A 14,187-nucleotide genomic window follows, 5' to 3' on the forward strand; every position below is an offset into this window, starting at 1 on the left:
TCCCGGCGGTGCGCGCGGCGCGTTGATGCGCCCCGGCCCGGCCGCCCCCGCCACGGGGGCCGCCGGGCCGCGGCATGCCCGGGGCCGCGCCCACCGGCCCGCGGCGTTCCCGGGGTACGGGTTCACCGGCGGTCGTCCGCGCGGGTCGGCGGCCGCGCGGGGGCGTCCGGGTCGGCGGTGCGGGAGAGCTCCGCGAGCGTGCTGCGGGTGAGCGGCGTGCCCGCCATGACCGCCGCCACGGTGGCGATCGCGCGGCAGCGGGCGAGCAGGGCGGCGCGGGCGGAGGGGCGGGCGGCCGGGTCGCGTGCGGTCATGCCGGACATCCAACAGGGCGCCACCGACATCCCGGCCGGGGGGTGGTGTCCGGATGTGACAGGGAATCGTCATTGCGGCCACGCGGCGCCGCGGGGGAGGCTGGGGCCATGCCCAGTCCACACCGGGTCGTCATCGCGGTCTTCCCCGATGTCGACCTCCTCGACGTCACCGGCCCGGCCGAGGTGTTCGCGCTCGCCAACCGGGAGACCGGGGGCCGCGCCGGGTACGAGGTGTGCCTGGCGGCACCGACCGCGGGGCCGGTGCGGACCTCGGCCGGGGTGCGGCTGCTCGCCGATGCGGCCTTCGCGGAGGTCACCGGTCCGGTGGACACGCTGCTGGTGCCCGGCGCGGTCGAGCTGACCGACGCCGGTCCGGTGGCCCGGATCGACGACGCCGTGGTGGCCTGGGTGAAGGAGACCGCTCCGCGCTCGCGGCGGGTCGCCTCGGTCTGCGTGGGGGCCCATCTGCTCGCCGCGGCCGGGCTGTTGGACGGGAAGACGGCGACCACGCACTGGTCGACCGCCGCCCAGCTGGCCGCCGACCACCCGGAGGTCGTGGTCGACCCGGACCCGATCTTCGTCCGGGCCGACCGCGGCCGGCTCTGGACCGGCGCCGGCATCAGCGCCTGCCTGGACCTGGCGCTCGCCCTGGTGGCCGAGGACCAGGGCGAGCAGACGGCGCTGGCGGTGGCCCGGCAGCTGGTGATGTACCTGAAGCGGCAGGGCGGCCAGAGCCAGTTCTCGGTGCCGCTCAGCAGTCCGGCGGCCACCCGCCGGGACATCGACGACCTGCGGCAGTGGATCGCCGACCACCTGGACGGCGACCTCTCGGCCGGTGCCCTGGCGGCCCGGATGTGCCTCAGCGAGCGGCACTTCGCGCGCGTCTTCAAGCAGGAGACGGGCGTGGGGCCTGCGGCGTACGTGGAGGCCGCCCGGGTCGAGGCGGCCCGGCGGCTGCTGGAGACCACCGACTGCCCGCTGGAGCGGGTCGCCGCGGCGGCCGGACTCGGCTCGCCGGAGACCCTGCACCGGGCGTTCCGGCGCCGGCTCGCCACCACCCCGGCGGCCTACCGCCGCCGCTTCCGCACCCGGGCCTAGGCCCTGCCCGACCCGGGCAGCCGACCGTTCCATCCCCGATCCCCTCGGCACGGCGCGAGGCGGACGCCTCCGCCGTGCCCGGAAACCCGACGAAAGGCCCGAGATGAGTACTGCGACCACCCCGTCCACCACCCTGCGCGACGTGATCGGCCTGGACAACCGGCCGCCGCGGCTGGCGGACGCCGTCCTGATCATGATCGACTTCCAGAACACCTACCGCACCGGCGTCATGGCCCTGGAGGGCGCCGAGGAGGCCGTCGCCGAGGGCGCGCGCCTGCTGGAGCGGGCCCGGGCGGCCGGCACCCCGGTGGTGCACGTCGTCAACGACGGCGGCGAGGGCACCCCGTACGACATCCGGGCGCGGATCGGCGCCATCAGCGAGGAGGTCGCGCCGGTCGACGGCGAGCCGGTGGTGGTCAAGCAGGTCCCGAACGCCTTCCACGCGACCGACCTGGAGAAGGTGCTGACCGGCCTGGGCGCCGCCGCGGGCAGCGGGAAGGACCTCGTGCTGGCCGGGTTCATGACGCACATGTGCGTGGTCTTCACCGCCCAGGGCGCCTTCTCCCTCGGCTACCGGCCGACCGTGGTCGCCGACGCCACCGCGACCCGGGCGCTCGCCGCCCCCGACGGCACCGTGCTGCCCGCGGCGGCGCTCCGGGCGGCGGCCCTGACCACGGTGACCGACCTGTTCGGCCCGGTCGTCGGCGGTACGGACGACCTGCCGGCCTGACCCGCCGTCCGTCCGGGGGCGCGGCCGGACCGCACCCCCGGACCGCACCCCCCGGACGGGCGCCCGGGCCGGGAGATCACGCGGGACGGTCGCCGGGCTCCTCGTAGCGGATGCCGTGGGGGGCGGCGATCCGGTTGAGCCGGGCCGGGTCGAGGCGCCCGCCGCTGCCCTGCGTCCCCCGTGCCTCGACCAGGTCCTCGACGAAGCACTCCCACCCGCCGGGAGAGGAGATCTGCAGGACCCGGGGCGGCCGGCCCGCGCCGGGGCGCAGGGCGTGCGGGACACCGCGGGGGAGCAGCACGAACTGCCCGCCGGTCAGGCGGTGCGTCCGGTCGGCGAACTCGACGACGAGCTCGCCGTCCAGCACGTAGACGGCCTCGTCGGCGTGGTGGTGGGTGTGGCGCGGGATCTCCTGCGCCAGGACCACCTCCAGCAGCGAGAAGCGGCCCTCGGTGTCGCCGCTGCGGGCCTTGACGGCGAAGGCGGGCGGGAGCGGGATGCGGCCGGGCCGGGCGGCGCCGGCGTCGAGCAGGACGAAGCGGGGGTGGGACACGGGGTTTCTCCGTTCGGTCGGGGCGGGCGGGTCAGCGGGCCTGGCGCACACCGCGGCGCCAGACCTCGGCCACGGCGGCGGTCGCGGCGACGTCCCGGGTGGGGTCGCCGTCGACGAGCAGCAGGTCCGCCCGGAGGCCGGGCGCGATCCGGCCGCGGTCGGTCAGCCCGAAGTGGGCGGCGGGCACGGCGGTCGCGGCGGCGAGGGCCTCCTCGGGGGCCAGTCCGGCCTCGGTGAGCAGCTGCAGTTCGCGGTGCAGGCCGGAGCCGTGGGCGGGGACGAAGGGGGTGGCGTCGGTGCCGGCCAGCAGGGGTACGCCGGCCCGGTGCAGGGCCCGCAGCGCGCCGACGGCGTTGGCGGAGCTGCCGGGGCGGGCGCAGTCGGCCGTCCGGGCCGCGGCGTGGTCCGGTCGGCCGATCGCCTCGAAGTAGGCGAGCGTGGTGACGACGAACGCCCCGCGGTCGCGGACCCGTTCGGCCAGTCGCCGGGAGGCCGGGTCGTGCGGCGCGAGGTCGGCCCACACGTGGGCGAGGCCGTCGGCGCCGGCGTCCAGCGCGATCGCGGCCTCGGCCGCGGTGACGGCGTGCGCGACGACCCGCAGCCCGGCCGCGTGGGCCGCCTCGGTGAGTGCGGTGGCGACGGCCGGCGTCATGGTCGGGAGGTCGGCGCCGTGCACGGCGCCGTCGTCGATGACGATCTTGAGGTAGTCGGCCCCCTCGGCGAGCCGCGCCTTCACGAAGGCCGGGGCCTGCGCCGGATCGGCGACGAAGTCGAGGCCCGCCGGGCCGGCGCCGGGCAGCCCGGCGGCCTCCAGGGCGGCCAGCAGCTGGGTGGGGTGCCCGCCGGGTACGGTGGCCAGGGTGCCCGCGCTGCGGAGGTCGGCCACGTCGTCGCGTTCGGTGGCGAGCTGCCGCTGACGCTCCAGCACCGCGGGGAGGCAGAACATGTCCAACTCGGTGGTGACCCCGTGCCGCAGGGCCTCGGCGAGACTGCCCTCGAACACGTGGGTGTGCGCGTCGACGAGTCCGGGCAGCAGGGTCCGTCCCGTCCCGTCGACCTCGTCGTCGGCGGCCGGGCGGCCGCCGGCCCGCCCGGCCGGGGTGACCGCGGCGATCAGGCCGTCCTCGATCAGCACGTCGGCGGCCGGCGTCGTGCGCTCGCCGTCGAAGACGCGGACGGTGTGGATCAGGGTGCGCATGGGTGTCCTCCCGGGTGGGTGCGGAGTCCGTGAACGTCCGGACGCCACCACAGAGGGCACTCGGCCGGCGGCTGTGACAGCGGGGCGGCGCCGGGTGGCGAGCGTCACATCGCGCCGGGTCGTGTCACACTCCGGGGCCGCCGGACCTCTTCGGTCGTGACGGAGGAGGAGGGCACCCATGGCATCGACCCCACGGACCACCGGCCCGGCCGGGACGGCGGGTGACGGTACGCGCGCGACCGAGGAGTTCCTCGCGCACCGCGAGCTGCTGTTCTCGGTGGTCTACAGCATGCTCGGCAGCGTCGCCGACACCGAGGACGCCCTGCAGGAGGTGTGGCTCGCCTGGACCGGCCGCCACCGCAGACCGGGCGCCGGCCCGGTGGAGAACGTCCGGGCCTACCTGGTGCGGATCGCGGTGAACCAGGCGCTGGCCCGCCGGGCGGACCTCAGCCGGCGCCGGGAGACCTACCTCGGCCCCTGGCTGCCCGAGCCGCTGGTCGTCGGCGAGGACGACGCCGCGGGCGCCGTGGAGCGCACCGAATCGCTGTCGATGGCCGTCCTGGTGGTGCTGGAGACCCTGTCGCCGCTGGAACGGGCGGTGTTCGTGCTGCACGAGGTGTTCGGCTTCGGGCACCCGGAGACCGCGGAGATCCTCGGCCGCTCGCCGGCGGCCGTCCGCCAGCTCGCGGCCCGGGCCCGCCGGCACGTGCGGGCCCGGCGACCGCGGCACCGGCCCGAGCCGGACCAGCACGCCCGGGTGACCGAACGGTTCGCCGAGGCGGCGCTCGGCGGCGACCTCTCGGCGCTGCTCGCGGTGCTGGCACCGGACGTGACGCTGTGGACCGACGGCGGCGGCAAGGGGCCCGCGGTCAGCCTGCGGCCCGTGCACGGCCGGGAACGGGTCGCCGCGGTGTTCCTGGCGGTGGCCGGCGCGCTGCCCGCAGGCGGGGTCGAGCTCCGCCACCGGCGCACGGCCGGCGAGCCGTGCGTGCTGGTCTTCTCGGGCGACGGCCCGCTCGCGGTCGTGGTGGTGGACCTCGACCCGGGCGGCGGCGGGCTGATCACCGGCATCTACTCGGTCACCAACCCGGACAAGTTCGCCGGGGTCCGCTGACCGGCGCCCGCGCCCGCTCGGGAGGTGCCGCCCGCGTCCGCTCGGGAGGTGCCGCTCGGCCGGGAGGTGCCGCCGGCGCGGGACGTACCGCCCGCGGGGCGGGCGCCGGGTCCGCCGTCGGCTCCCGCCCGGTCGGGCGGAACGGCCGCCCCCGGGGGAGCGGCCGGTCAGGCGGACCGCCGGCAGATGTGCGGGAAGAGCCGGCCCAGCAGACCGGCGAACTGGGTGCGCTCGTGCGCGGTGAGCGGCGCGAGCAGGGCGTCCTCCATCGCGGAGAGTTCGGCGTTCAGGGTGGCCAGGGTCGCGGTGCCGGCCGGGGTCAGGGTGACCTCGATCCGGCGCCGGTCGCTGGCGGGGCGCCGGCAGTCGACCTGGCCGGCCCGGGCGAGCTCGTCGACCGTCCGGCCGACGTCGGCGGCGGCGATGTCGAGCCGCGCGGCGAGTTCGCCCTTGGAGTGCGGGCCGTGGTCGTCCAGCGCGGCCAGCACGGTGACGTGCCACAGGCGCAGGCCGTGCCCGGCCAGGTGGTCGGTGAGCCGGCTGCGGGTGGCGCTGCCGGTGCGGGAGAGGAGATAGGTGCTGAGAGCGAGCACGCTGCCCGAGCTCGTTCCGTGGGTCATGGGAGAGGGCGTCCGTTCACTGGTGGTTCGGGGTTGGTGCCGTGCGGCCGTCGTCGGGGGTGTCCGTGACGGGGGTCGGGAGGGGTGGCGGCGTCGGTGCGGGCGCCACCTCGCGGGCCGGGCCGGTCGGGCCGCGGCCGGTCGGGCCGCGGCCGGTCGCGGGCCGGGCCGAAGGGTGCGTCATCGGGTCACGGGACGCGTCGCCGGGGGTGTCACCGGTCCGGGGGCGTCGGCTCGGGCCGTCCGGCGCGCCCGATGCTGCCCAGGGCCGCCGCGATCCGTTCGACGACCGTGTCGGCCTGGGCGTCGGTGAGGACGAGGGGCGGGAGCAGCCGCAGGACGGTGTCGTCCCGGCCGCCGAGTTCCAGGAGCAGGCCGTGGTCCAGGCAGGCGGCGCGCAGGGCGCGCGCGAAGCCGGGGTGGGCGGGCCGGGAGCCCAGCCGGTCGGGCGGGCCCTGCGGGTCGACCAGTTCGACGCCGATCATCAGGCCGCGGCCCCGCACCTCGCCGAACTCCTGGTGCTCGGAGGCCAGTTCGCGCAGCCCCTGGCGCAGCAGGGCGCCCACCTTGGTGGCGCGCTCGGCCAACTGCTGTTCGGCGACGATGCGCAGGGTGGTCTCCCCGGCGACCATGGCGAGGGTGTTGCCGCGGAAGGTGCCGGTGTGGGCGCCCGCCCGCCAGGTGTCCAGCTCCGGGCGGTAGGCGATGAGGGCCAGCGGCAGGCCGCCGCCGACCGCCTTGGAGGTGACCAGGACGTCCGGGGTCACCCCGGCCCGCTCGCACGCCCAGAAGTGGCCGGTGCGGCCGATGCCGGTCTGCACCTCGTCGACGATCAGCAGCACCCCGTGCTCGGCGGTGATCCGGCGGATCTCGCGCAGCCAGGCGTCCGGGCCCTCGACCACGCCGCCCTCGCCCTGGACGACTTCGAGGATCACCGCCGCCGGGAGGCCGACCCCGCTGCTCGGGTCGGTGATCAGGCTCTCCAGCAGGCGGGCGGAGAGGACGCCGGCCTGTTCGGCGCCGACGCCGAAGGGGCAGCGGTAGCCGTACGGGTAGGGCAGCCGGGTGACCGGCTGGGCGTCGGCCGGTCCGCCGGTGCGCATCTCCTCGGGTCCGGAGACCGCGGCGGCGCCGAGCGTCATGCCGTGGTAGGCGCCGGTGAAGGCGACGACGCCGCGGCGGCCGGTGGCGTGGCGGGCGAGCTTCAGGGCGGCCTCGACGGCGTCGGTCCCGGCCGGGCCGCAGAAGTGCAGCCGGGCCCGGTCGCGCAGTTCGCCGGGCAGGCGGTGGAGCAGTTCGGTGGTGAAGGAGTCCTTCTGAGGGGTGATCATGTCGAGGGCGTGCAGCAGTGCGCCCGAGCCCAGGGTCTGCTGGAGGGCCGCCACGACCTCGGGGTGGTTGTGGCCGAGGGCGAGCGAGCCGGCGCCCGCGAGACAGTCCAGGTAGGTCCGGCCGTCGACGCCCGTGACGACGGCGCCCGCGGCGGTGGCGGGGGCGACGGGAAGGTTGCGGGCGTAGGTGCGCGCGGCGGATTCGCGCCGCTCCTGACGGGCGAGCAGTTGTGCGCGGAGCATGGTGTGGAAAGGCCCTTCGTCATCATACGGGGACGATGGGTTAGGTTAGCCTAACCTATTCTTCGGTGGAAAGGGTCGCATTCGGACAGTCGTCGCCGGACGTCACGTGAACTGCGGTTGTGCCTTCGTGTGCTGCCGCCGCGTCAGCCGGTCCGGGGCGCCCGGCCGGGGGTGTCGACCCGGGGGTTCGGGCGCACCGAGGGTCGGTCCGGCGGGCGTCGCGGGTGGGCGATCGTGCTGCCGTCGGTGCCCGACGCCGCCGCACTCGGGGTGGCCGCGCCGGGTGGATGCAGCACTTCGGCATGTGTGGCAACTTCTGGCGTTTCATCAACTATTGATGCGTCAATTTTGTTTGATTACATGGCACTTGGGACCATCATCGCCACCGGCGAGAGTAGGTCGGTCGGGTGAGCCTACCCCGGCGCGGCTGCCTCCACGGGGCGAAGGGACTCATCGATGGGGGCCCGTTGACCTACCGGGTTCGCCCGCGTCCTCGGTGCCGTGGCCGGCGCCGCCGGACGGCTCGTTGCCGAGGCCTGCAGGCCTTCCCGGGCAGCGCCGAACGTGCCGCGGGGGCAGCCGGGTTGACGGCCCGCCGCAACGGATCGTCGCCCTCGGCGCGACCCTCGTGAGCGCCGGACTCGCACCCAGGGTCCGGGTCGCGGGCTTCACCGCGTCGGTCGGCCGGTTCGCAGGGGCAAGGTCTCCAAGAAGGGCCCTAGGCGGGCGCAAGGCGGGTGCGAGCCGGCATGCCGAGGAGCGCTTCCGGGTCGACCCGCTCCGGCAGTAGCTCAAAGGGGGGGCGCGCCCGCGAGGTGGACGACCGGATCCGGACGACCGCCGCCTGCCGCTACGGCGCGTACGGCGTGCGGGCGACATCGCCCGGACCTGCGGGGTGGGCCCGGTCCGCACGGGACGGGCGGCCGCTGCGCGGGAGGGCGCTGTCGTCAGTCCAGGACGACCGCGTCGCCGCAGCGCAGCGGGCCGGGTGTCGAGACGGTGGCGAGGGCGTCGAGCCGGTTGTCGTGGGCCCGGGCGACGGCGCGCAGGACGAGCGGGGAGTGCGGCAGGTCCTGCTGCGCCTCGTTGGTCATGGCGCAGCGTTCGCTGGAGCGGACGAAGTGCAGGCGCAGCGCGGGGCCGATCCGTGCCTCGCGGCCGAACCAGTCGTCCTCGGTGAACGGCGCGGTGCCCGGCGGGGTCCGCACCAGCAGGTTGGGGCGGAAGCGCCGCTCGTCGACCGGGACGCCCGGAACGGCGGCCCGGACCCAGTCAAGGGTGGCCGTGGTGAGGACGCTGAGCGGCAGCTGGTCGAAGTGCGAGACCTCGCCCTCGCGGGCCAGCGCCACGTCGTCCCGGCCGAGGTAGCGGCGCAGGTAGGCGTCGGGGTCGGGGACGGCTGCGCCCTGTGGGTCGAGCAGCGCGGGGTGGTCCGGGTGGGCGGGGTCCGGGTACCGGGAGCGCAGCCGCAGCAGCCCGGGCATCCGGCGGAAGCGCCGGGTGGTCTTGCCCGAGCCGAACCTGCCCTCGCCGTCGCGCACCGCGTAGAGGCGGTCGCCCAGGAGGCCGCGGGTGTCGGCCTCGGCGTGCGCCAGCCGTTCCCCGCCCGTGGACTTCACCGGGTACCGCCAGATGCGCTCGATCGTCCCCACCGTGTCTGCCATTCGATCAAGAATACCGGGGAGTTCTGCCCGATTTCGGGCAGGATCGGGCCGGTCGGCGCCGTTCAGGCGCTGTAGTGGCGGCCCGGGGAGGCGGCCCGGGGGAGGGGCCGGGCGATCCGGTAGTGGTCGGCCTCGAAGCCGTACCAGCGGTCGGTGCGGCCGGCGCGGGTCATGCCGAGGCGGCGGCAGACGGCTGCGGACCGGTGGTTGTCCGGGCGGACCAGGGCGTGGATCTCGGGGAGGCCGGCCGCGAAGCCGCGGGCGAGGGCGGCGCGGGCGGCCTCGGTGGCGAAGCCGTGGCCCCAGGAGTCGGGGTGCAGGTGCCAGCCCACCTCGACCTCGTCCGGCTCGCCGTCGGGCAGTGGCAGGAGCAGGACGGAGCCGACCGCGGTGCCCGTGTCGCGGCGTTCCAGGGCCCAGATCCCCCAGTGCGGTCCGGTCGAGCGCCCGCGCCAGCGCTCGACGAGTGCGGCGGCCTCGTCCGGGGATTCCAGGGCCCGCGGGGTGCTGCCGAGCCAACCGGCCACCTCCCGGCGGGAGTAGAGGTCGTGGACGCGCTCCAGGTCGGACTGCTCCCAGAGGCGGGCCGTCAGTCGCTCGGTGGTGAACACGGATGCCTCCTGGTCGCGGTGCCGCACGGGCCTGTTGTCCCAGGTCAGTAAAATAGTAATGTCAAATGTCACAAGCAAGGGTTCGGGGTGATCCGGCGCGATCCCGTGTGGACGAGCCCGGTCGGCCGGGGTAACGGGACGGTCTCGAAGCCGGGATCGCGGCGCGCGGGGTCTTGACGGGGTCGGTGGAGGCGTCGTTTGCTGTGTGCCCTCCCGTTCGGACATGATGGTTTGTGTTCGTTCCTGTGTATTTGAACGTTCAAATCCGAGGTGATGTGATGGCTCTGACCGAGCCGGAGTACCTGCGGCAGTTCGGCGAACCGGCCGGCTACCTGGACTTCGCGCGCTTCGGCCCGGTGTCGGCGCGGGTGCGCGAGGTGCTGGTCGGTGCGGCGGGGGAGATCCACCGCCAGGGCTGGCCCGCCCTGGAGCGGCTCGACGCGGCGACCGAGGAGACGGCGCGCACCGCCGCGCGGATCCTGCGCTGCGCCCCGCACGAGATCGCCTTCGTCAGCTCGACCTCGCACGGCATGTTCGCCGCCGCCGGCGGGATCGCCGCGGCCCACGGCGGCCGGGGCCGCGGCGCGGACGGTTGCGCGGGTGACGGTACGTGCGGCGGTGCCGACGGCCGCGCCGGCGCGGCGCCCCACCGCGGCACCGTACTGGCGAGCCGGTCGGACTTCCCCGGCGCGATCTACCCCTGGCTGCGCGCCGCCGAGCGGGGCGGGCCGGCGGTCCGCCTGCTCGACGGCCCGCTGACGGCCGACGCGGTCCGGGCCCACCTGGACGACGGGGTGCGCGCGGTCTCGGTCTGCGCCGTGGACGCCGCCACCGGCCACCAGGCGCCGCTGGCCGACCTCAAGGAACTCCTCGGCCCGCGGCGCCTGCTGGTCGTCGACGCGGTCCAGGCGCTCGGCGCGGTCGAGTTCGACGCCGACGCGGCGGACGTCCTGGCCTCCGGCGGCCAGAAGTGGCTGCGGGCCGGCTGGGGCGCCGCCCTCCTGATGGTCCGCGACCGGACGGCGGGCCTGCTCGCCCCCGGCCTCGGCGGCTGGTCCGGCGTGCTGGACCCGATCGACGCCCCCGACCACCCGCGGCCCGCCCGGCCCGGCGCCGTCGCCCACACCCTCACCAACCCCGACGGCCCCGCCGTCGCCGCACTGGGGGCGGCCCTGGCGCTGGCCGAGGACATGGGCATCCGGCGGATCAACGCACTGATCGGCGAGGTGCTCGGCGGGCTGCTCGCCGCCGCCCGCGCCGTCGGCGCCGAGACCCGCGGCGGTGACCGGCCCGGCGGCAGCGGTATCGCCCGGCTCCGGCTGCCCGGCGCCGACCCGAAGGCCGTCCACCGCGCGCTGACCGCCGCCGGACTGACCGCCACCCTGCGCGGCGGGTGGATCCGTCTGTCCCCGCACGCCAGCACCGACCCCGCGGCGGCCGACCGGCTGTCCGAGGTGCTGCGCACCGCCTGAGCGGCCGGCCCGTACCGCCTGCGCCTTGAGCGGCCGGCCCCCGAACCCCGCCCCCCGAACCCCGCCCCCCGAACCCCGCCCCCGAACCCGCCTGCCCCCACCCCACCCCTGTGGTACCCCCTCACCGAAAGGCATGCCATGTCACACCTTTCCCGCCGTGATCTGCTCCGCTACTCCGGCGCCGGACTGGTGGCCCTCGCCGCCGGCAGCGCCCTGTCGGCCTGCTCCGGCACGGGCTCCGGCGGCCAGGTCGCCGGCGGTGACGCCGCCACCGGCACCGTCACCGTCTGGTCGTGGACCACCGCCGCCGAGGCGCTGCGGGGTGTCGTCCCGGCCTTCGAGAAGGAGAACCCCGGGATCAAGGTCGACGTCCAGGACGTCGGCAACCCGGCGATCTGGGACAAGATCACCGTCGGTATGGCGGCCGGCGGCCAGGGCCTCGCCGACGTCCTGCACATCGGCTGCGACTACCTGCCCGGCTACCTGGAGAAGTTCCCCGGCGGCCTCGCCGACCTGTCCGCCCTGGGCGCCGACCAGTACAAGGACAAGTTCGCCCAGGGCCTGTGGCCGGTGGTGACCGGCAAGGACGGCAAGGCCTACGCGCTCCCGTGGGAGGTGAACGCCTTCGGCTTCTTCTACCGCCAGGACATGTTCGAGAAGGCCGGCATCGACCCGAACACCTTCGAGACCTGGGACGACGTGCTCGCCGTCGGCGACCGCTTCAAGGCCGCCAACCCCGGCATCTCCCTGATCGGCATCAACAAGCCCGCCACCCCGTCCCCCGACCTGGACTTCCTGCAGGCGCTGATGCAGCAGCAGGGCGCCTTCTACTTCGACCTCAAGGGCGACATCACCCTCTCCTCCCCGGCGGCCGTCCACGCCCTCACCGTCGAGAAGCGGCTGAACGACGCCGGGCTGATCGCCGACACCGCCGGCGACGCCGTGTGGCGCACCATGCTGCGCGACGGCAAGATCGCCGCGGGCCCGCTGGCCGCCTGGGCCGTGCACTACCTGGAGACCAAGCTCCCCGACCAGAAGGGCGCCTGGCGGCTCACCCGGCCGCCGGCCGCCACCGCCGGCGGCAAGCGCACCGCCATCGTCAACTCCACCCACCTGGCGGTCTCCGCCTCCAGCCCCCGGCGGGTGGCCGCCTGGAAGTTCGTCGAGTACGCGCTCACCCGGCCCGAATCGGCGAACAGCATGTTCAAGGCCGGCGGCGTCTTCCCCGCCCTCACCGCCGCCCACTCCGACCCGATGTACACCGCGCCGAACGCCTTCTACGGCGGCCAGCCGGTGCTGAAGACCTTCGTCGACCTGCTCGGAGCGGGCGCCGACGCCACCAACTACTCCGGCGACTTCGCGCGCGCCCTCAAGCTCGCCAGCGACGCCCAGACCAAGGTGTTCCTCAAGGGCGCCGACCCGGCCGCCGTCCTCCAGGACGCCGCCAAGCAGCTCGCCCAGCAGACCGGGCGCACCCTCCGGTGACCGCCCTCGCCCCGACCGCCGCGCCGGCCAGGGCGGCGGCCCCGCCCGCCCGGAACCGGCGGGCCCTGCTGCGCCGCCGCGCCCTGCCCTACCTGCTGCTGGCCCCCGCCCTGATCACCTTCGGGGTGTTCAAGGCGTACCCGATCGTCGCCTCGCTGCTGCTGTCGCTCACCACCGGCTCCGGCGCCGCGACCCGCAACGCCGGACTGAGCAACTACCGCCGCCTGCTGGACGATCCGCTGTTCTGGACGGCCCTGGGCAACACCGCGAAGATCCTGGTCGTCCAGGTCCCGCTGATGCTGGCCCTCGCCCTGCTGTTGGCCGTCGGGATCAACTCCGCGCTGGTCCGCTGGCGGGCGGTCTGGCGGCTGGGCGTCTTCATGCCCACCGTCACCGGACTGGTGGCCACCGGCGTGATGTTCGCCTTCCTGCTCAACACCGAGCACGGTGCGGTCAACAGCCTGCTCGGGCAGCTCGGCCTGCCCGCCGTGGACTGGCTCGGGGATCCGTTCTGGGCCCGGATGGCCATCGTGCTGCTGCTCACCTGGCACTACACCGGCTACAACGCGGTGATCTACCTGGCCGGCCTGCAGGGCATCCCCCGGGAGCTGTACGAGGCCGCCATGGTGGACGGCGCCGGACCGCTGCGCCGGTTCTTCTCGATCACCCTGCCCGCCCTGCGGCCGGTGCTGCTGTTCACCGTGGTGCTCTCCACCATCGGCACCCTGCAACTCTTCGACGAGCCCTACGTCCTGACCCGCGGCGGGCCGGACAACGCCACCCTCACCGTCTCGATGTACCTGTACGACAACGGCTTCCGGTACTTCGACTTCGGCTACGCCTCCGCCATCGCCTACGCGCTCACCCTGATCGTCTCGGTGCTCGGCGCGATCCAGATGCGCCTGATGGGAGAACGCGAATGAGCAGCAGGACGAACCGGCTGCGCGGTTGGCCCCTCACCCTCGGCCTGGCCGCCGTCGCCGGGCTGTCGGTCGGCCCGTTCTACTGGCTGGCCGTCGCCGCCACGCAGAAGGACGCCGACATCTTCGCCTGGCCGCCCGCGCTGCTGCCCGGCGGCAGCCTCGGCGACAACCTGGAGCGCCTGGAGGCCAAGATCGGCCTCGGCCGGGTGCTCGTCAACTCCCTGGTGGTGGCGGGCGTGCAGACCGCCGGCGCGCTGGTCGTCGCGCTGCTGGCCGGCTACGCCTTCGCCAAGTTCCGCTTCCCGGGGCGGGGCATCCTGTTCGCCCTGCTGCTCTCCACCCTGGTGGTGCCGGAACAGGTGATGCTGGTACCGCTGTTCGAGATGATGATGTCCTTCGGCATCCTCGACAGCTACCAGGCCGTGATCCTGCCCGGCCTCTGCGTGCCCTTCGCCATCTTCCTGATGCGCCAGGCGCTCAGCGGCATGCCGGACGAACTCCTGGACGCCGCCCGGGTGGACGGCGCCGGGGAGATCCGGGTGCTGTTCGGGGTGGTCGTGCCGGTGATGCGCCCGGTCCTGGCCGCGCTGGCGATCTTCCTGTTCCTGGGCTCCTGGAACCAGTTCGTCTGGCCGCTGATCGCGCTGCGCAGCCCCGAGATGCACACCCTCCCGGTCGCGCTGGCCACCCTCCACGGCATGAAGGCCGACACCGACTACGGGGCGATCCTCGCCGGGACCGCCCTCTCCACCGTGCCGTTGATGGTCCTGTTCCTGGTCCTCCAACGGCAGTTCATCTCCGGCCTGCTGGCCGGCGCGACGAAAGGCTGAT

General features: G+C 75.3%; 14 protein-coding genes. 7 read left to right on the forward strand and 7 right to left on the reverse strand.

Annotated elements, in window-relative coordinates:
* Positions 1-122 precede the first annotated feature (122 nt).
* A complete protein-coding gene (locus tag ACWGB8_RS21130; RefSeq protein WP_452215073.1) occupies positions 123-314 on the reverse strand; it encodes a hypothetical protein in 192 nt (63 codons plus the stop codon).
* A 108-nt stretch (positions 315-422) separates the two neighbouring features.
* Between ACWGB8_RS21130 and ACWGB8_RS21135 the strand changes: the two genes are divergently transcribed.
* The gene (locus ACWGB8_RS21135; RefSeq protein WP_452215074.1) at positions 423-1,412 is read left to right on the forward strand and encodes a GlxA family transcriptional regulator; all 990 of its coding nucleotides are present in this window, start codon (positions 423-425) and stop codon (positions 1,410-1,412) included.
* A gap of 103 nt (positions 1,413-1,515) precedes the next feature.
* Entirely contained in the window at positions 1,516-2,142 is a 627-nt protein-coding gene (locus tag ACWGB8_RS21140) for a cysteine hydrolase family protein (protein ID WP_452215075.1), read from the forward strand.
* A 76-nt stretch (positions 2,143-2,218) separates the two neighbouring features.
* On the opposite strand, the gene ACWGB8_RS21145 is transcribed toward ACWGB8_RS21140, so the two are convergent.
* Positions 2,219-2,695: a cupin domain-containing protein gene (locus ACWGB8_RS21145; RefSeq protein ID WP_452215076.1), complete on the reverse strand. Its 477-nt coding sequence runs from the start codon at positions 2,693-2,695 to the stop codon at positions 2,219-2,221.
* A gap of 31 nt (positions 2,696-2,726) precedes the next feature.
* Positions 2,727-3,893 carry an amidohydrolase family protein gene (locus ACWGB8_RS21150; RefSeq protein ID WP_452215077.1) on the reverse strand — a complete coding sequence of 389 codons (1,167 nt, stop codon included), beginning with the start codon at positions 3,891-3,893 and terminating at the stop codon, positions 2,727-2,729.
* Positions 3,894-4,071: 178 nt separating this feature from the next.
* Here ACWGB8_RS21150 and sigJ point away from each other — a divergent pair, with 178 nt between their 5' ends.
* Positions 4,072-5,007 carry an RNA polymerase sigma factor SigJ gene (gene sigJ, locus ACWGB8_RS21155; RefSeq protein ID WP_452215078.1) on the forward strand — a complete coding sequence of 312 codons (936 nt, stop codon included), beginning with the start codon at positions 4,072-4,074 and terminating at the stop codon, positions 5,005-5,007.
* A gap of 167 nt (positions 5,008-5,174) precedes the next feature.
* Here sigJ and ACWGB8_RS21160 read toward each other — a convergent pair whose 3' ends face one another.
* The 4 genes from ACWGB8_RS21160 to ACWGB8_RS21175 all read right to left on the reverse strand — a co-directional run bounded on the left by ACWGB8_RS21160 (position 5,175) and on the right by ACWGB8_RS21175 (position 9,476).
* Entirely contained in the window at positions 5,175-5,627 is a 453-nt protein-coding gene (locus ACWGB8_RS21160) for a MarR family winged helix-turn-helix transcriptional regulator (RefSeq protein WP_452215079.1), read from the reverse strand.
* Positions 5,628-5,839: 212 nt separating this feature from the next.
* Positions 5,840-7,201, reverse strand: coding sequence for a diaminobutyrate--2-oxoglutarate transaminase family protein (locus ACWGB8_RS21165; protein WP_452215080.1), 1,362 nt, complete (start codon positions 7,199-7,201; stop codon positions 5,840-5,842).
* Between the two features lie 947 nt (positions 7,202-8,148).
* Positions 8,149-8,865 (reverse strand): MOSC domain-containing protein, encoded by a 717-nt coding sequence (locus ACWGB8_RS21170; protein WP_452215081.1) that lies wholly within the window; start codon positions 8,863-8,865, stop codon positions 8,149-8,151.
* 62 nt (positions 8,866-8,927) lie between these two features.
* Positions 8,928-9,476 (reverse strand): GNAT family N-acetyltransferase, encoded by a 549-nt coding sequence (locus ACWGB8_RS21175; RefSeq protein ID WP_452215082.1) that lies wholly within the window; start codon positions 9,474-9,476, stop codon positions 8,928-8,930.
* A 278-nt stretch (positions 9,477-9,754) separates the two neighbouring features.
* Here ACWGB8_RS21175 and ACWGB8_RS21180 point away from each other — a divergent pair, with 278 nt between their 5' ends.
* From ACWGB8_RS21180 to ACWGB8_RS21195, 4 genes are all read left to right on the forward strand, one after another.
* Complete coding sequence (locus ACWGB8_RS21180; protein WP_452215083.1) at positions 9,755-10,948, forward strand: aminotransferase class V-fold PLP-dependent enzyme; 1,194 nt, start codon at positions 9,755-9,757, stop codon at positions 10,946-10,948.
* A gap of 138 nt (positions 10,949-11,086) precedes the next feature.
* Positions 11,087-12,433 carry an ABC transporter substrate-binding protein gene (locus tag ACWGB8_RS21185; protein WP_452215084.1) on the forward strand — a complete coding sequence of 449 codons (1,347 nt, stop codon included), beginning with the start codon at positions 11,087-11,089 and terminating at the stop codon, positions 12,431-12,433.
* Positions 12,430-13,356 (forward strand): carbohydrate ABC transporter permease, encoded by a 927-nt coding sequence (locus ACWGB8_RS21190; RefSeq protein ID WP_452215085.1) that lies wholly within the window; start codon positions 12,430-12,432, stop codon positions 13,354-13,356. Before ACWGB8_RS21185 ends, ACWGB8_RS21190 begins: the two co-directional genes overlap by 4 nt.
* Entirely contained in the window at positions 13,353-14,186 is an 834-nt protein-coding gene (locus ACWGB8_RS21195) for a carbohydrate ABC transporter permease (RefSeq protein ID WP_452215086.1), read from the forward strand. Before ACWGB8_RS21190 ends, ACWGB8_RS21195 begins: the two co-directional genes overlap by 4 nt.
* The last annotated feature ends 1 nt before the right edge of the window (position 14,187 follow it).

This window comes from Kitasatospora sp. NPDC054939, from assembly GCF_053610105.1.